Source organism: uncultured Flavobacterium sp., assembly GCF_937967675.1.
Taxonomy (GTDB): Bacteria; Bacteroidota; Bacteroidia; order Flavobacteriales; family Flavobacteriaceae; genus Flavobacterium.
In genome coordinates, this window is sequence record NZ_CALBSN010000009.1 from 1 (window position 1) to 17,412 (window position 17,412).

Genomic DNA, 17,412 nt, shown 5'->3' on the forward strand with positions numbered 1-17,412 from the left:
AATCCGATAGCTTTTCCTTCTTCGGTTTCTAATAAAGTGTGATGAAAATATTTTTGAGCGAATTCGGAAACCAAATACATACTTTCTTTTTCATTGGCTTGCGCTACATCTTCATCGGTTTGAACCGTTTCTTCTATCTCAATGTTGTATTTATTGGCTAAATATTTAATTGCTTCTGGATAAGTATAATGTTCGTGCTCCATTAAAAACGTTACGGCATTCCCCCCTTTTCCAGACGAAAAATCCTTCCAAATTTGCTTTACCGGAGAAACCATAAACGATGGCGATTTCTCGTTCACAAACGGAGACAATCCTTTTAAGTTACTTCCAGCGCGTTTGAGTTGAACAAAATCACCAATCACCTCCTCAACTCGGGCGGTTTCAAATACTTTTTCTATGGTGTCTTTAGATATCAAAATAGATTTTTGATTTTTTGGATTTTAAAAAACGAATTCAAAGTTACAAAGTTAATCGATAAAAATCATTCGTAAACAAAAAAAGCACTTCATTTACATGAAGTGCTTTTTAAACAGAGAACTTAACCTAACCCTAAATTTAATTAATATCAAAGCGTATACCTAATGAAACGTTGTTTTGATCTATATTATTGTTTTTGAACATCGGATTTAAGTCATATTTAACATATAGACTTGTAGATTTATACCCAATATAGGTACTTAATCCATAAGTAAAATCATTTACATTGAAATCAGCCTTTATTCTCTCTCTAACTTTATTCCCGTCTAATTCATACCTAATAAATTGTTTAGAATTAGTATTAACTCCTGCAAATCCACCCAACCCAAATCTAAAACCAAGCTGTGATTTGAATATTTTTGTTCCATCTTTTTCTTTTGTTTTTGAAAAATCAAATTCCAAATGTAATGGAAGAACAAAATAAACATTTTTAAAATATGTATGATTATCATTTACATTAATAGGATAAGTTACCAAAACAGTTTCACTTCCTGTATCTTCAAAAATTCTATTTTCAGTTGCTTGTAATATATTATATTGAAAACCTAAACCATATTTTAAATGCAATAAATTAGAGTTTTGCAACAATCTTGTGTTTAATGTAATTCCCCATTCCCAAAAAACTGAACGTAAGTAACCAAAATCAGAATTAGCAATAGAGCCATTAGTTACTAAATTATTAAAACCCATTGCCATTACAAATTGTGATGTAGTTCTCCTTTCTTTATTATTAACATTTTTTTTACCATTTCTATACCCTCCAGGAAATGATATTGAATGCTTGCCATTAATTATTGTTTCTGAATCTAAAACTTTTCCATCAACCTTATCTTTTACTAATTGTGCCAATTTTTCTTCTTCAATGGCCACTTTAGTTTCAATATTTTTGGCACGTTCTTCTGCAATTTTCAATTTTAATTCTTGTCCTTTTTCGGCTGAAATTTTCCCTTCTTTTACTTGCAAATCAATCGCCTCTACTTCTTTCTTCAAAGCATTTTTTTCTTCAATAGTAATCATTTCAATGTTAGAAGCGATTTCTTTCGCCTTTTTTTCAAAACTTTTTTCCTGGGCAAATGCTTTTGTCACTAAACTAAAAGCAATAATGATGGTGTACAAAATAATTTTTTGCATGACTGTTTGATTTTTAATTAATGATGATTTTTGTTTATTCGTAATTTCTATTAGCTAATGCTGATTTAGCATCTTGAAATTTTCTATTTAATTTTTCTAATGTAGTTTCTCTATGATTAACATCTAGTTCTTTTTCAACGCTTGTCAGCAACGAATTAGCATCTACTTTCATCTTAGTTTTTGGACTTATTTTTTTATCTGAAGTGATTACTTTTTCACCCGTTTGAACTTCGGCCAATAAATTTTCTGGAGAAACGTATTTGTAGTTATTGAGAGATGGGTTTTCTGTAACGGGAGTGATTTTTTCTTCCAAAACATTTTTCTCTTTTATCACTTTATTTATTTCAATAGGTATACTATTTCTAGAATTTTCTTTTAAATGATTCCTATTATTTTGAACTAAAACAGATCTTTCATTTTCCACAGAAATTTCATTTGTTTTATTGATTTCAACTGTATCAATTTCCTCATTAGTAGTAATTACAACTGGAACTGAATAATTAATTTCAGTTTTCTCGTTTGAATTGAAAATGAAAAATCCCAATCCGAGAAAAAGTATCGTAGAAGCGGCTACAAAAAACCATCCGTAACCTTTCTTTGGCTTTTTTTCTTCTGAAACCGTAAGCATAACATCTAAGCGATCCCAAGCTTGTGCAGAAGGCTGAATTTCTCTAGCATTCAGTTTTTCTTTTATTTGATTATCTAATTTATTTGGTTCCATTGAGTTTCTTTTTTAATTCTGTGATTTGTTGTTGCAATAACTTTCTAGCGTGTGATAATTGTGATTTTGATGTTCCTTCACTTATTTTAAGCATTTCTGCTATTTCTTGGTGTTTGTAACCTTCAATTGCATATAAGTTAAAAACCATTTTATAACCATCGGGCAAATTATCAATCATGTTTTGAATGTCATCTACAGAAAAATCTTCCATTTCATATACCGATTCATTCTCGCTTATTGTAACATCTTCAATATCTTGGTGACTAAAATTATTCTTTTTCACCCGAAGAAAATCGATACATTCATACACCATTATTCTTCTAATCCAACCTTCGAAACTGCCTTTGTGTTCAAAGTGTTTTAGATTGGTAAATACTTTCATGAATCCCGTAATCATTGCGTCTTCAGCGTGGTGAATATCTTTTATGTATTGACGACAAATACTCAACATTTTAGAAGAAAACTTGGCATAAATTTGCTGTTGCGCTTGTCTATTATTTTCGACAGCCAACATAATAAGTTGTTTTTCTTCTTGATTTAGTTGAATTACTTTCATTTTAAGTTCAATATCATGTTCAAATTTAAAATAAATGATACTGATTTTGATATAATTCATTTATTGAATCATATCTTCTAAATACATAGACGAGAACAAGAATAAAAAGGTTGTATGAAAGTAAAAAAAATAAAAATTATTTTCCTTGAATTTTTTGTTTAATATATTTTTTTGGAGATAAACTTGTGTAGTTTTTAAAGCAAATTGAAAAATAAGATGTTGAATTAAAACCGCTTTCATTAGCTAAAGCATCAACATTTCCCTCTCCCGCTTCAATAAGGCTAATTGCATAATTAAGTCTAATTTCTCTTATGTAAGTAGAAACATTAACTTGTTTAAATTTTCTTATTTTTTTATCTAATGTAGATTTACTTACAAAAACCTCTTTAGCAAGCCTTTCAATAGTAATATCGGATTTGATATTTTTAATTATGATATCATTAATTTTATCAAAGAAATCGTTTTTTCTAGATTTAATTTGAATTTTCGATATCGGATTTTGACTTTGCTTTACAACATTAGCTTTATAGTTTAAAAAGTTTTTAATTTTTAATACCAGCTCTTGTATCTTGAAAGGTTTATTTATAAAATCATTAACTCCGTTTTCTAATTGTCTTATTTTATTTTCAAAAGTTAAATCAGCAGTAATAATGATAAATGGTATTTGATCATACCTTCTAAAATTTCTAATTTTAAGAAACAATTCTTCTCCTGTCATTATAGGCATCATTAAATCGCATATAATAATATCTGGTAAATTATTTTCTAAAAGCTGGAAAGCTTCCAGTCCATTTTTACACCATTTCACATCATAACCATTAACCTGAAGTAACTCAGAAATAGTTTGACCTAAGGAGATATCATCTTCTACCAGAAGCAATTGAGGATTAGTGATTTTCATGGAGTAAAATTAATTTTAATTTTTTTAAAATATTGCCATAAAATTTTAACTTATAAGTAAATAACGGTATTGGAAAAAATAAATAAAATAATTTTGATTCAAATAATATAGTGCTCTTAAAATTGGAAAAAAAATATTTAGAAATTATTGAAAATTATAAAACAAGAAACTTAATTTTTATTGATTTTTACTTAAAGTTACGCTTTTTATTTTAATCTGTCAAGAAAAAATCTAAACTATTATCAACCCCCTATAAATACAAAAATGATTCATCTTCTCAAAGCTATATCAGAGGCAAATAATTATCTTCTTAAGGAGTTAAACATTCATGATGCATTACAAAATTGCATAAATGCATTAGGCAGTAATATCGAAATAAACAGATGTTATATATTTAAGAATGAAGTTAAAAACGACGTTTTGATTCTTAATTATGAATATGAATGGTGTGATGCTAACACTACTCCTTTTATTGGAAGTCCTGATTTAAGCGGCCATACCTATGAGGCATTTCCTGGTTTATATAAACCTCTTTCAAAAAACGAACCCTTCTTTGGTTTAGTTAAAGAAAGTACAAATGATTATTTCAGAGAGGTAATGGAAATGCAGGATATTAAATCTTATTTATTTACTCCGATTTTTTCAAACAATGTTTTTTGGGGCTGGATTGGATTTGATGATTGTGAAAACGAAACTATTTGGGCTCAAGAAGAAGTGGAGGCACTACATACAGTTGCTCATAATATAGGTCTAAGATTAAATCAGGAGAAAGTAAGATCAGACTTAGAAAAAACATTGAACGAGTTAGATTTTTACATGCAAGGCTCAAATCAGGCAAAATGGGAAATTAATTTAATTACTAACGAAGTTAAATTTACGTACAATTGGTTTGGAATGCTAGGATACGACAACAATGAGCTTGAACATAATTTTGAAACTTGGAAATCAAAATTACATCCTAACGACTTAGTTGAAACCGTATATAAAATTGAAAAATTCATTGCAAGAAAAACCGATAAATACGAAGGTATTTTTCGAATGAAACACAAAGAAGGTCATTATGTTTGGATAAAGTATTCTGCAATAATGTTAGAAAATGAATTTGGAATTGCTGAAAAAATAATTGGTACTCATATTGACATTAGCGAAATTAAAGGTAAAGAAATTGAATTAGCTAAACAAAGAAACGAATACGATCATTTGGTTAACAATCTTGCAGAAATTATTTTTAAAACCGACTTAGACGGAAATCTAATTTTTTTAAATAATAGATGGGAGGAAATAACAGGACATAATATTATTTCTTGTTTAAATACTAACATTTTTGACTATTTAGAAAACGTATCAAAAGATGAAGCTGTTGAGCTGTTACTTAATTCAAAAACTTCTACAAGTTTTGAAGTACAGCTTTTGATGAAAAACAATCAAAAAATTTGGGGATTACTACTTCTAAACATTGATTTAGATTTTATTACTAATGAAAAAATCATAATAGGAAGTATTACTAATATCAACGACACTATTAACTTTAAAAACAAGTTAGCTATTTCAGAACAAAAATATCGATTTATTGCAGACAATACTTCTGATTTTATAATGCAACACCAAACCGACGGAACCATAACATATGCCTCTAATACTTCTACTAAAATAACCGGATTTAGCCCTTCTGAGTTATTATTAAAAGACCCTTATACTTATATTCATCCTGATGACGTTGCAAGAGTAGCCAAACAACATGCTAATATTCTTAAAAATAAAAATGAAATTATAACTTTTAGATTCAAAACTAAAAGTGAGAAATACATTTGGCTGGAAACATACTCTAAAATAATTTTAGATAATGAAAACCAAATTATTGGCCTTCAAACTTCAAGTAGAGATATTACCGAGAGGGTAAAAGATAGAGAAAATATTCAACAAGCCTTAATTAAAGAAAAGGAATTAAACGAACTTAAATCGGGTTTTGTCACAATGGCATCTCATCAATTTAGAACTCCTTTGTCTGTAATTTATTCTAATATTGAACTATTGAATTACAAAATGAATCTTTTACAAATTAATGAAAAAGATGAAATTGAAAGAATTTCTTCAAGAATTTCTAATGAAGTTAATCGTATGACAGAATTAATGAATAATATTCTAGTTTTTGGGGCATACGAATCAAATAACTTAAAAGTTGAAATAAAAGAATTAAACTTAAATAAATTCATTGATAATCTAATTGAAACTTATTTTAATAATGAAAAAGACGGAAGAAAAATAATTATAGACAAAAAGAAATTTGAAAAAAATATACAAACTGACGAAAGTTTACTAACTCATATTTTAAACAATCTAATTTCTAATGCATTTAAATATTCTGTAGGCAGTAGCAATCCTATCATTAAAGTAGATTACTTTACCAATAATTTCAAAATTGAAATTATTGATTTTGGCTGTGGAATTCCTCAAAGTGAAAACAAACATCTTTTCAAATCATTTTTTAGAGGCAGCAATACTTCTACAATTAAAGGATCAGGTCTAGGATTAATTATTGCTAAACAATTCACAGAACTTTTAAATGGGAAAATTTCCATTTCAAGCAAAGAAAATGAAATTACAACGGTAACATTAGAATTTCCTTATGAACAAAAAGAACAATTAAAAACTAAAATAACCCCGAAAAAAACAAAAAAATGGATGCTTCTCTAAATGAATTTTTGAAATATTACAACGACTTTATTAAAAAAAATGGCTTTGAACCCACTGCTTATGATGTAAATTTTTGGATTACAAATTTCTTTAAATCTAAGAAAAATAAATCCAATTCTAATCACAATTCAAACCCAAAAAGCCTAGCGTTATAATTTAAATTTATTCAACCTCAAATTAAAATCTACCCCCTATATTCTTTTAATTTCAGTAAAATAACCAGTTCAATTATTTCTTTCTTTCAATAACATAATTGACCATTAAAATCAAAGAATCTTTGTATGAAGACGATGGGAAATTTTCTATTAAACGCAAAGCTTCCTGTTGAAATTGAATCATTTTTTCTTCAGCATATGCCAATCCGTTTTTATCTTTTACAAATTGGATAACCTCTTTTACACGCTTTTTATCTTTGTTATGATTTTTAACTGAGTTGATAACCCAACTTTTTTCTTTTGGAGAACAATTGTTCAAAGCGTAAATCAATGGCAATGTCATTTTTTGTTCTTTGATGTCGATTCCGGTTGGTTTTCCAATGGCGTCATCGGTGTAATCGAATAAATCATCTTTTATTTGAAATGCCATTCCGATAAGCTCTCCAAATTTGCGCATTTTTTCCACCACTTCTTTATCATCTGGAGCAACAGAACAAGCACCAAGCGAACAACAAGCTGCAATTAAAGTAGCAGTTTTTTGACGGATAATTTCATAATAAACATCTTCTGTAATGTCTAATCTTCGCGCTTTTTCAATTTGAAGCAATTCGCCTTCACTCATTTCTCGAACAGCTACAGATATAATCTTCAGTAGATCAAAATCATTATTATCTATAGAAAGTAACAATCCTTTTGACAATAAATAATCACCTACCAAAACAGCAATTTTATTTTTCCAAAGGGCATTTAAAGAGAAAAAACCACGACGTTTATTGCTGTCATCCACTACATCATCATGTACTAAAGTTGCGGTATGAATTAATTCGATAACCGAAGCGCCTCGATACGTTCGTTCGTTAACAACACCTCCAGAAACCATTTTTGCAGTTAAGAAAACAAACATAGGGCGCATTTGTTTTCCTTTTCTGTTAACTATATAATGCGTAATTCTATTTAACAAAGCTACTTTTGAAGACATGGAATCTCTAAACTTTTGTTCAAAAAGTTCCATTTCAGAAGCGATAGGCAGCTTTATTTGTTCGGTTATTTTCATTTCCACAAATATAAGATACTATAAATAAATAGAAAAATATTTTATGATTAAACCTTTTTTGTATATTTGCGTCTATATTTCAGAACTTTAAACCAAAAAATATGAAAAATTTATTAAAATTAACAACAGTATTTTTGTTTTTAATAACTTACACAAGTTGTGACAAAGACACTACAAATGACACGACCTCGGCTCAGTTAACCTCTGATGATGCCGTTATAAATGCTAAAATTGATTTAGCTAATGATGATATTGCAGTTATTGCAGATCAATTATTTGACAATATAAACGCTACAACTCTTAACTATCGATCTATAAATAACAACGCAACTATTTTTTCAAATTGTGCTACAATAACTAGAGTTCCTGCTTTTGGAACTGTATTAACTCCAGGAACTCAGGTAACAAAAACTGTAGATTTTGGAACTACAGATTGTACTTTAAATAATGGCAATGTTGTAAGAGGAAAAATCATCATCACATTTGTTTTTCAACCAAATGCAACTTCGCATACTGTAACTTATACTTTTGATAATTTTTATCACAATAATATAAGATTTGCAGGAACAAAAACGTTTACTCGTTCAATGACAACGCAAACTGCTACCGCTGCTCCACACCCAATTGTAGTGATGGAATTAGACATGACAATTACCATGCCTAATGGTGATGTTTATACTCGTGTAGGTTCTAGAACAAGAGAATTAGTAGAAGGATTTAGTACTGATACATTTTTAGATAATATTTACAGAATTACAGGTAGTTGGACAACAACAAATCAAAATGGAAACCAACATACTGCTACAATTACTGAGCCTTTAATGGCAAAAATGAGTTGTATTGCCGTAAACAAACCTATTTTAGCCAAAGGAATTATTACATTTGTAAGAAACAATGTAACTTCTACCCTTAATTACGGCAATGGTGAATGTGATAATTTAGCCGTTTTTACTATAAATGGCGTTTCATTTACAATTATAATTGGAAATTAATTATAGAAAATAACTTAAAAAAGGGCTTAGTAAACTAAGCCTTTTTTTATGATTTATTTGCTAATTGCCCACAGGCTGCATCAATATCTTTACCTCTACTTCTTCTTACTTTTGCTACAATATTATTTTTTTCTAGAGCAGTTATATAAGCGTTTGTAGCTTCTTCTGAAGCCTGTTGAAAAACCCCGTCATCTATAGGATTATACTCGATAAGATTAACTTTACAAGGAACATATTTACAGAATTTCACTAAAGCATCAATGGATTTTTTATCATCATTAATTCCTTTCCAAACCACGTATTCGTAAGTCACTTTACTTTTTGTTTTTCGGTACCAATATTCCAAACTCTCAAGCAAATCGGTCAATGGAAAGTTTTTAGTAAAAGGCATAATTTCGTTTCGAATTTCCTCAACCGCCGAATGTAAAGAGACTGCTAATTTGAATTTAACTCCATCATCAGCCATTTTTTTAATCATTTTCGGTATTCCAGAAGTAGAAACAGTAATACGTTTTGACGACATTCCTAAACCTTCATTTGAAGTAATCATGTCAATCGCTTTCATCACATTTGGATAATTCATCAACGGCTCACCCATCCCCATAAATACAATATTTGATAGTGGTCGGTCATAATACAAACGACTTTCATTATCAATTGCGGCAACTTGGTCATAAATTTCTCCAGGTTCTAAGTTACGCATACGTTTTAATCGAGCTGTAGCGCAAAAATTACAATCTAAACTACAACCTACTTGCGAAGAAACACAAGCAGTAGTTCGTGTTTCCGTTGGAATCAAAACCGATTCTACAATTAAATCATCATGCAAACGCACTGCATTTTTAACAGTTCCATCTTCACTACGCTGCAACGTATCTACTTTAATGTGATTGATGACAAAATTAGCTGCTAACATGGCGCGCGTTTCTTTAGACACATTGGTCATATCTTCAAAAGTATGCGCGCGTTTTTGCCATAACCACTCATAAACTTGGTTACCACGAAACGCTTTGTCTCCGTTAGCAACAAAAAAATTACGCAATTGTTCTTTAGTTAGTGCTCGTATGTCTTTTTTCTCGATTTGCATGGTGCAAAAGTAATGATTTTAGAAATTAGAATTCAGAAATTAGAAATTTGGATGAATTCTTTTTGTATTTTTGTTAAAAAGAATTTTATGGGAATTCCTGAATTAAAAGAAATTATCAAATTGAAACTTGAAAATGCCGATGAGCGCGTGCTTCGCATTGTAGATTCAGTTTTAAATGAATATTCAAAAGAAACTATTGCTTTTGATTCGAAAGGCTATGCTTTAAATTTAGATGAATACCAATTAAAAGTTGAAGAAGGTTTTGAAGACATTAAAAACAATAAAACTTTTTCAAACGATGAAATGGCTTCAAAAATTCAGCAATTAAAAAGAAAATAAATGATATTTTCAGTTATTTGGACTTCAAAATCATTCGAAGATATTTCAAACATACATTATTATCTTTCTCACAAAATTTCATTAGAAACTGCAAATAAAATCATTGACGAAATTTATCAAGCACCAAATACGATTACTTTTGTAGAGCAATTTCAAATGGATGAGTATAGAAAGGATTGCAGAAGAATTATCGTTAGAAATTATAAAATTCTTTACTATATAAAAGATTCTGAAATATTCATAATTAGAATTTTTAACACATTTCAAAATCCAATAAAAAGTTTATAAAATGCATTTCATATCAGACGATTTAGAAGATTACGTTGCCAATCATTCACAAGCAGAACCTGAATTATTAGCAAAATTAAATAAAGAAACTCATCAAAAAATCTTGCAACCTCGCATGTTGAGTGGTCATTTTCAAGGTAGAGTTTTGAGTATGCTTTCAAAAATCATTCGCCCGAAGCATATTTTGGAGATTGGAACCTATACTGGTTATGCAGCATTGTGTTTAGCAGAAGGAATGGCTGAAAACGGAACTTTAGATACGATTGATATTGAAGAAGAATTAGTCGATTTTCAAAGAAAATATTTTGATGCTTCGCCGTGGAAAGATCAAATTTTTCAACACTTAGGTGATGCGGTTGATATTATTCCGACTTTAAATAAAAAATTCGATTTGGTTTTCATTGATGCTGATAAAGAAAATTACGTGAATTACTTTCACTTAATTGTTCCCCTGATGAATAAAGGCGGAATTATCTTATCTGATAATGTATTGTGGAGCGGAAAAGTATTAGAAGAAGTAAAACCAAATGATAAAAGCACACCCGTTTTACTAGAATATAACAAATTACTAAATACAGACCCTAGAGTAGAAACAGTCTTATTGCCGATTCGTGATGGTTTAACGGTTAGTAGAGTTTTGTAGTTTTCAGTCGCAGTTTTCAGCCGCAGTTTTCAAATTATATTTTTTTCCAAAAGACAAATACAATTTATAAAACGCAAAACCAAAAATTCCTCCAGCAAGGTAACCTGTAAGTATATCTCCAAGATAGTGCAATCCTAAGTAAATTCTACTATAAGCAAAGATTAATGGGAATAGATACAACAAATAAGTGTGTTTGTAATATTTTCTTAGAATTAATACGATAAATATTGTTGATGCAAAAGAGTTAGAAGCATGGCCAGAAAAGAAACTGAATGATTTTCTATTCATCACTTCTCGCATAATACCCTCAAATTCGGGATTATTACATGGGCGTAAACGTTCGAAAGAATACTTGAACAGATTAGTGATTTGATCTGTAAACGTAATTAAAGCGGCTAAGAAAAGAATAATAATCCCTAAACCCTTCCATCCTACTTTCTTTTGAATCAGATATAAAACTCCGATAAAAAGTGGCGACCAATAAAATTGCTTTGTAATAATCATCCAGAAACCATCAAATGGTTCTGAGCCTAATCCGTTTAAAAAAAGGAATAATTCTTTATCTAAGTTTATTAAGTGCTCCAAAATTACATTTGTCTTTTTATGGGTCCGGTAATATTTTCAATATCTTCTTTTACTTGTTCTATTGGATTTTGAACATCTAAATTCATATTTTCTATTGGATTCACCATTTTAGCAATTCCTTCTTTCGCTTTTGCTATTTCTTCAGAAACACCGCCTGTTAATGTATTCATGTCCAAACCTGCATCTTGAGTTCCTTTTTGAATTTCGCTTTTTATTTCGTTGGTAGCATTCTTCAATTGCGCCATACCTTTTCCTAAAGCACGAGCAATATCTGGAATCTTATCTGATCCAAATAACATTAAAACAACTAAAATGATGAAAAACAATTCACCTCCACCAATTCCAAACATAGTGTACTTTTGAAAATTAACTTCGCAAAGTTACAAAGTTTTATACCTACTTTATCTTAAAGTAATCAAAAAAAAAGACTATCCGAAGATAGCCTTAATTCTTATTTTTTCTCTAATGTATCAAATTTAGAAACCGTTTCACCTTTAGGCCAATAGTTGTTTTCAACGTCAACATCAGCTGTTTCTAATTTTGGATCCACTTGAATTTTCACCACTTTTTTCTCTGTAGCAAAAACTCTTTTGGCAACATCATTGTTCTTTCTCCAAATTTGAGCTGGGAATTTTTGTATTTCACTAGTTCCGTCTTCAAACTGAAGCTCTACAATGATTGGCATTATTAATCCTCCTGGTTTTTCAAACTCTACTTCATAGAAATATTTAGGAGATTTTAAAGCATTCTTTTCTTCTACAGAATAATTTTTATTTAAATAATCTGAAAGTGCTTGTACATTTTTAACATCAAACCCTTTTTTTAATTCAGGATTAAAATCAGGTGTGTCTTCTGCAACTAAATACAACATTGGCTCACCATCACTGATTTTTCTTCCTCTTCTATTAAACATTGCTTGCGTTTCTTTTGAAGCTTCTGTAGAAACAAAATATTGTTTAACTGATTTTACACCTATATCGGTATAATCGGTTGAATAGAACCAACCTCTCCAAAACCAATCCAAATCAACCGCAGAAGCATCTTCCATAGTTCTAAAGAAATCTTCTGGAGTTGGGTGTTTGAATTTCCAACGATTTGCATAGGTTTTAAATGCATAATCAAACAATTCTCTACCCATAATGGTTTCTCTCAAAATATTCAATCCAGTTGCTGGCTTACCATAAGCGTTAGCTCCAAAATTGTATATATTCTCAGAGTTTGACATGATAGGCTCTAAATATTTTTGGTTTCCTTTCATGTAAGGTACAATATTTTTAGCTGGACCTCTTGTTGCAGGGAAATTAGGATCGAAAGAAGTTTCTGTTAAGTATTCTAAGAATGTATTTAACCCTTCATCCATCCAAGACCATTGTCTTTCGTCTGAATTTACAATCATTGGGAAGAAGTTGTGTCCTACTTCATGAATAATTACGCCTAACATTCCATATTTAATTCTATCACTCACAAAACCTTTTTCATCAGGACGACCGTAATTCCAACAAATCATTGGATATTCCATTCCTTGATCTTCTGCCGAAACTGAAACTGCTTTTGGATAAGGATAATCGAATGTAAAATGAGAATAGGTTTTTAATGTATGTGCAACCGCTTTTGTAGATAAATCTCCCCATAGCGGATTTGCTTCTTTTGGGTAAATTGAAATTGCTAATGGTTTATTTGTTGGCAAATCAACCGCCATAGCATCAATTATGAATTTTCTTGAAGTTGAAAAACCGAAGTCACGAACATTTTGTGCTTTAAATTTCCATGTTTTCTTTTTATCTGAAAAGCTACTTTCTTTTGCAACCGCTTCTTCTTGAGTAACAATTACTACGGGCTTATCAAAAGTTTTCTCAGCTAATTCCCATCTTTTTATTTGTTCTGCAGTAAAAACATCGTTTCTATTTTGTAGAACTCCAGTTGCCTCCATTACATGATCAGCTGGAACTGTGATATTTACATCGTAATCTCCAAATACTAAAGCAAATTCACCTCTTCCCCAAAATTGCATGTTTTGCCAACCTTCAACATCGTTATAGACAGCCATTCTTGGAAAAAATTGCGCCATTACATACAAACGATTTCCATCAGGGAACTGCTCATAACCTGAACGTCCGTTGTGTGCTCCTTCCATGTAATTCACAATATTGTACCACCATTTGATTGAAAAAGAAATTTTTTCTCCATTTTTAAGTGGTTTTGGTAAATCGATACGCATCATCGTTTGGTTGATGATATATTTCATTGGATTTCCTTTTGCATCTTTTACGTATTCAATATTGAAACCGCCTTCAAAAGGTTTATCCATGTATTTTTTTGTAAAATTTGTCACCGTTATCGATTTATCCATATTTTGGTTCTCAACTAAAGGAGTCTTAGAATCTGGTCTTTCGATGTTTTGTTCTAATTGTACCCATAAATATTCTAGTACCTCTGGTGCATTATTATAATAGGTAATGGTTTCAGAACCGTATAATTTTTTGTTCTTATCATCTAATTCCAGATTCATTTTATAATCTGCTTTTTGTTGATAATAAGCTGGTCCAGGCGCACCAGATGCTGTTCTAAACATATTTGGAGTAGCCATTTCGTCATACATTTGACGAAACTTATTCTCGTTATAATGTCCAAGCTCTCGCTTTTTTTCTTCTGGTTTTACTTCTTGAGCTACAGCTCCAAAAGACATAACTAAAGATAGAAAAGCACTTAATACAATTGACTTTTTCATAAATTGAATTCTATTTAATAGACTATTTTTTGATTAGTTTCACTATTAGTAAATAAAAAGCTGTTTTTGTTACCGTTAATATTCAAATGAACAATATTTTGCTGTTCTTTATAAAGATCCGTTAATAGTGAATTATAGATTTCGAAGGTATTTATTTTTTTTGAAATTGCAATTTTAGTGTAAAAAATTAACACATCACCTTCTACTTCTCGAGCTAAATATTCTATATTCTGAGCTTTTTTGTTGATAGAAATTTTTATTTTTTCTTTCAAATATTCTTGAATTAGAATTTCGGAATTCTCAATTTCTTTGGTTGAAGTGAGATAAAACTTCTTTTTGAATTTTTTCTCTAAAGCTTTTTCAAGGTCATCAATAAATATTCTAGACGTTATTTCTACTCGTTTTTTGTTAGGAACAAAATCAATCTGTGTAACTGAAACATAAAACTTATGCCAAGCAAACGAAGTCATTAAAAGAACCAGAAAAATGGGCAATATAAATCGTAGTAAATTCTTTTTCATTTGGTAAAAATAGTAATTATTCGTTACGTTTTTCAGATTTAAACATTTTTGCTTTGGATGTAAGATATTCAATGAGTTGAATCTCATATTCTGGTTTTAAAAATAATGACAAATCTCGAACAGGCATTTCGGCATATTGAAGAAAAAGCGGAATATCTTCGTGTTTAATTTTTAAAGTTTCAACAAAAAAATTATATGAAAAACGTTCAAAAATATGATCAGAAAAAGACTTGGATTGAATGTCTCTTTGTCTTCGTTCTTCAAAAACGCGTTCTGAATTTTTCTTTGGATTTCCTTTAATTCCTAATAATTTCCCTAAACCTCTACCAATAGCAATAAAATCAAAGGCAGCACCATTAGGAGCAAAGTGACTTGGCATAGCGGTATTTATTGGAGAACCTATTCTTACATTGTCTTCATAATGCTTAATACTCATGTCTATTTTTGAAAATCCTTCACCATACACCTTTATTCGTTTAGTATCTTGTTTAATATTTCCTGTTAATGTGTAAGGTGTAATTTCAATTTCATTCAATTCTGTTATTTTAACCTTAAGTAATATTTCCAACTCTTCTTGCCAAAAATCCCTATCTGTTATAATATATTTTTTAGATTCATAAGAAATCCCTTGAATATACAGAGTATCGCTTGGTCTAGCCTTTATTGAAAATTTACCATCTACATTTGTAACAGCTCCTACATTTGATGTAATATTAAAAACCGTTAGATTCTCAACTTCAATTGTATCTGCAATGATTCTACCTTTCAATATTTTTCTTTCAATATGCTGACCAAAAAAAAATTGATTCACTAGAAAAAACATTACTAATGCCAATTTAGTTTTCATTTTGCCTTGAATATTTAAGTTCTATTTCTTTTAATTTCAAGAATTCAGTTGCTAATTCCGTCAATACAAAAGCAGCCATTACTCTGTTTTTATCATTCATAGCATTGCTGAATTTTTCATTCTCTACAATGTAAAACAAAAAACCATCTACATATTCATCTGGAATTTTTAATGTCTCTACAAAATATTTTCTTTCAAAATAATCGATAGTCTTATCTTGCAACTGCTCTTTTCTTTCAACTACCAATTCCTTCTTTAACATGGTAGTTCTTCCACTCACAGAATTAATGAGACCATCAACACTCATTCCTCCTAACGGAATTAATAATGGGCTATACCATTTAAAATCTCCTGCCGCCGCTAATTTTCTTTCAGCTGGTGTATAGGTTCTTTGATTTGCAGGAACAATGCCAAGAGCAACAGCATTTATGTTTTTATAATTAATAATTGCTACTTCCTCCAATTCCGTGATAAGTGACTCCATTTTGATTAACAATAAATCATTAGAAAAATCAGTAGCTTTTATAATATATCGAGTAGCTTTTAAATTTACAGCACTAAACTGAAGCGTATCGGAAACTTTGGCTTTTATTTGAAAATAACCTCTTGAATCTGTCACAACACCATTTCGTGTAGCTAAATTAATGACGTGAATTCCTTCCAGCAAAGAGGATTCTGAAACTATTTTTCCATTAACAAGGGAATCATTTTGTGACAAAACGACTAATGGAAAAAAAATAAAAATTAGAAGTAATCGTTTTGCCATAAACTTCATTTTCATGATATGTAAATTTAAGTGGAAACTTTTAAAATGAAATCCTAACAAGATGATAAACTTATGTTAAGACAAATTTGGTAGCTTTGTAAAAAAATAATCAATGAAAAATATAATTATTGCCAGCACTTCTACTTTACATGGAGGTGAATATTTAGACTATTTATTACCTGAATTGCAATCGTTCTTTTCTAATGTGAAAGAGTTACTTTTTATTCCATACGCAAGACCTAGCGGAATTTCGCATGATGATTATACTAAAAAAGTTAGCGAAGCTTTTACTAAAATTAATATATCGGTAAAAGGAATTCACGAATTTGAAAACCCAATCGAAGCCCTTGAAAAAGCACAAGGAATTTTTACTGGCGGAGGAAATACTTTTTTACTGGTAAGCCAATTGTATAAAAACAATGTTATGGACACCTTAGAAAAAGTAGTTAAAAACGGAACACCTTACTTAGGAACAAGCGCTGGAAGTAACATTTGTGGATTAACTATGAGTACAACAAACGACATGCCTATTGTTTATCCGCCGAGTTTTAGAACCTTAGGGTTTGTTTCTTTTAATATTAATCCCCATTATTTAGAACCGATTGAAGGTTCAACACATATGGGAGAAACGCGTGAAACTAGAATTAATGAATTTCATCATTTTAATCCGCAACCGGTTGTAGGATTAAGAGAAGGAAGTTGGTTAGAAGTAAAAGGAAACTCAGTAAAATTAAAAGGAACTTTAACTGCTAGAATTTTCAAGAGAAATGAAACTCCATTTGAAGTAGCCCCAGAAACTGAACTAAATGAATTGAAATAAAAAAAGCCTTGCATTTGCAAGGCTTTTTTGTAGAGCGGAAGACGAGGCTCGAACTCGCGACAACCAGCTTGGAAGGCTGGAGCTCTACCAACTGAGCTACTTCCGCA

19 protein-coding genes and 1 tRNA gene are annotated in these 17,412 nt (G+C 30.2%); 6 read left to right on the forward strand and 14 right to left on the reverse strand.

The features are described 5' to 3' along the window. The 5 genes from Q0075_RS00480 to Q0075_RS00500 form a co-directional block, all read right to left on the reverse strand. Positions 1 to 416: CHC2 zinc finger domain-containing protein (locus tag Q0075_RS00480; protein WP_297867805.1), on the reverse strand; the 416-nt coding region annotated here is incomplete at its 3' end. Positions 417 to 555: 139 nt separating this feature from the next. Continuing rightward, entirely contained in the window at positions 556 to 1,608 is a 1,053-nt protein-coding gene (locus Q0075_RS00485; protein WP_297867806.1) for a hypothetical protein, read from the reverse strand. 34 nt (positions 1,609 to 1,642) lie between these two features. Continuing rightward, on the reverse strand, positions 1,643 to 2,329 hold the full coding sequence (locus tag Q0075_RS00490) for a hypothetical protein (RefSeq protein WP_297867807.1): 687 nt from the start codon (positions 2,327 to 2,329) through the stop codon (positions 1,643 to 1,645). Further along, complete coding sequence (locus Q0075_RS00495) at positions 2,316 to 2,885, reverse strand: RNA polymerase sigma factor (RefSeq protein ID WP_297867808.1); 570 nt, start codon at positions 2,883 to 2,885, stop codon at positions 2,316 to 2,318. The genes Q0075_RS00490 and Q0075_RS00495 overlap by 14 nt, the downstream gene beginning before the upstream one ends. A gap of 136 nt (positions 2,886 to 3,021) precedes the next feature. Further along, positions 3,022 to 3,786 carry a response regulator gene (locus Q0075_RS00500; RefSeq protein ID WP_291108374.1) on the reverse strand — a complete coding sequence of 255 codons (765 nt, stop codon included), beginning with the start codon at positions 3,784 to 3,786 and terminating at the stop codon, positions 3,022 to 3,024. A 264-nt stretch (positions 3,787 to 4,050) separates the two neighbouring features. On the opposite strand from Q0075_RS00500, the gene Q0075_RS00505 reads away from it, so the two are divergent. Further along, the gene (locus Q0075_RS00505) at positions 4,051 to 6,480 is read left to right on the forward strand and encodes a PAS domain-containing protein (RefSeq protein WP_297867809.1); all 2,430 of its coding nucleotides are present in this window, start codon (positions 4,051 to 4,053) and stop codon (positions 6,478 to 6,480) included. Positions 6,481 to 6,708: 228 nt separating this feature from the next. On the opposite strand, the gene Q0075_RS00510 is transcribed toward Q0075_RS00505, so the two are convergent. After that, positions 6,709 to 7,689: a polyprenyl synthetase family protein gene (locus tag Q0075_RS00510; RefSeq protein WP_297867810.1), complete on the reverse strand. Its 981-nt coding sequence runs from the start codon at positions 7,687 to 7,689 to the stop codon at positions 6,709 to 6,711. A gap of 101 nt (positions 7,690 to 7,790) precedes the next feature. Here Q0075_RS00510 and Q0075_RS00515 point away from each other — a divergent pair, with 101 nt between their 5' ends. After that, a complete protein-coding gene (locus Q0075_RS00515) occupies positions 7,791 to 8,681 on the forward strand; it encodes a hypothetical protein (protein WP_297867811.1) in 891 nt (296 codons plus the stop codon). A gap of 46 nt (positions 8,682 to 8,727) precedes the next feature. Here Q0075_RS00515 and rlmN read toward each other — a convergent pair whose 3' ends face one another. Further along, positions 8,728 to 9,768: a 23S rRNA (adenine(2503)-C(2))-methyltransferase RlmN gene (rlmN, locus tag Q0075_RS00520; protein ID WP_297867812.1), complete on the reverse strand. Its 1,041-nt coding sequence runs from the start codon at positions 9,766 to 9,768 to the stop codon at positions 8,728 to 8,730. 12 nt (positions 9,769 to 9,780) lie between these two features. Here rlmN and Q0075_RS00525 point away from each other — a divergent pair, with 12 nt between their 5' ends. Genes Q0075_RS00525 through Q0075_RS00535 form a run of 3 tightly spaced genes read left to right on the forward strand, consistent with a single transcriptional unit; the run spans position 9,781 to position 11,038 of the window. Then, complete coding sequence (locus Q0075_RS00525) at positions 9,781 to 10,107, forward strand: hypothetical protein (protein WP_291108382.1); 327 nt, start codon at positions 9,781 to 9,783, stop codon at positions 10,105 to 10,107. Next, entirely contained in the window at positions 10,108 to 10,395 is a 288-nt protein-coding gene (locus Q0075_RS00530; protein WP_291108384.1) for a type II toxin-antitoxin system RelE/ParE family toxin, read from the forward strand. Position 10,396: 1 nt separating this feature from the next. Then, complete coding sequence (locus Q0075_RS00535) at positions 10,397 to 11,038, forward strand: O-methyltransferase (RefSeq protein WP_297867813.1); 642 nt, start codon at positions 10,397 to 10,399, stop codon at positions 11,036 to 11,038. A 3-nt stretch (positions 11,039 to 11,041) separates the two neighbouring features. Here Q0075_RS00535 and Q0075_RS00540 read toward each other — a convergent pair whose 3' ends face one another. The 6 genes from Q0075_RS00540 to Q0075_RS00565 all read right to left on the reverse strand — a co-directional run bounded on the left by Q0075_RS00540 (position 11,042) and on the right by Q0075_RS00565 (position 16,500). Next, a complete protein-coding gene (locus Q0075_RS00540) occupies positions 11,042 to 11,626 on the reverse strand; it encodes a phosphatase PAP2 family protein (protein WP_297867819.1) in 585 nt (194 codons plus the stop codon). Beyond that, complete coding sequence (locus Q0075_RS00545) at positions 11,626 to 11,973, reverse strand: twin-arginine translocase TatA/TatE family subunit (protein ID WP_297867814.1); 348 nt, start codon at positions 11,971 to 11,973, stop codon at positions 11,626 to 11,628. Before Q0075_RS00545 ends, Q0075_RS00540 begins: the two co-directional genes overlap by 1 nt. A 101-nt stretch (positions 11,974 to 12,074) precedes the next feature. After that, on the reverse strand, positions 12,075 to 14,351 hold the full coding sequence (locus Q0075_RS00550; RefSeq protein WP_297867815.1) for a M1 family metallopeptidase: 2,277 nt from the start codon (positions 14,349 to 14,351) through the stop codon (positions 12,075 to 12,077). 14 nt (positions 14,352 to 14,365) lie between these two features. Next, positions 14,366 to 14,872: a DUF6702 family protein gene (locus Q0075_RS00555; protein ID WP_297867816.1), complete on the reverse strand. Its 507-nt coding sequence runs from the start codon at positions 14,870 to 14,872 to the stop codon at positions 14,366 to 14,368. 16 nt (positions 14,873 to 14,888) lie between these two features. Next, positions 14,889 to 15,719, reverse strand: coding sequence for a hypothetical protein (locus tag Q0075_RS00560; protein ID WP_297867817.1), 831 nt, complete (start codon positions 15,717 to 15,719; stop codon positions 14,889 to 14,891). Continuing rightward, positions 15,709 to 16,500 (reverse strand): carboxypeptidase-like regulatory domain-containing protein, encoded by a 792-nt coding sequence (locus Q0075_RS00565; protein ID WP_291108398.1) that lies wholly within the window; start codon positions 16,498 to 16,500, stop codon positions 15,709 to 15,711. Before Q0075_RS00565 ends, Q0075_RS00560 begins: the two co-directional genes overlap by 11 nt. A 97-nt stretch (positions 16,501 to 16,597) precedes the next feature. Between Q0075_RS00565 and pepE the strand changes: the two genes are divergently transcribed. Further along, entirely contained in the window at positions 16,598 to 17,305 is a 708-nt protein-coding gene (gene pepE / locus Q0075_RS00570; protein WP_297867818.1) for a dipeptidase PepE, read from the forward strand. 33 nt (positions 17,306 to 17,338) lie between these two features. Here the strand turns inward: pepE and Q0075_RS00575 are convergent. Next, positions 17,339 to 17,411 (reverse strand) — tRNA-Gly (locus tag Q0075_RS00575). Position 17,412: the final 1 nt, after the last annotated feature.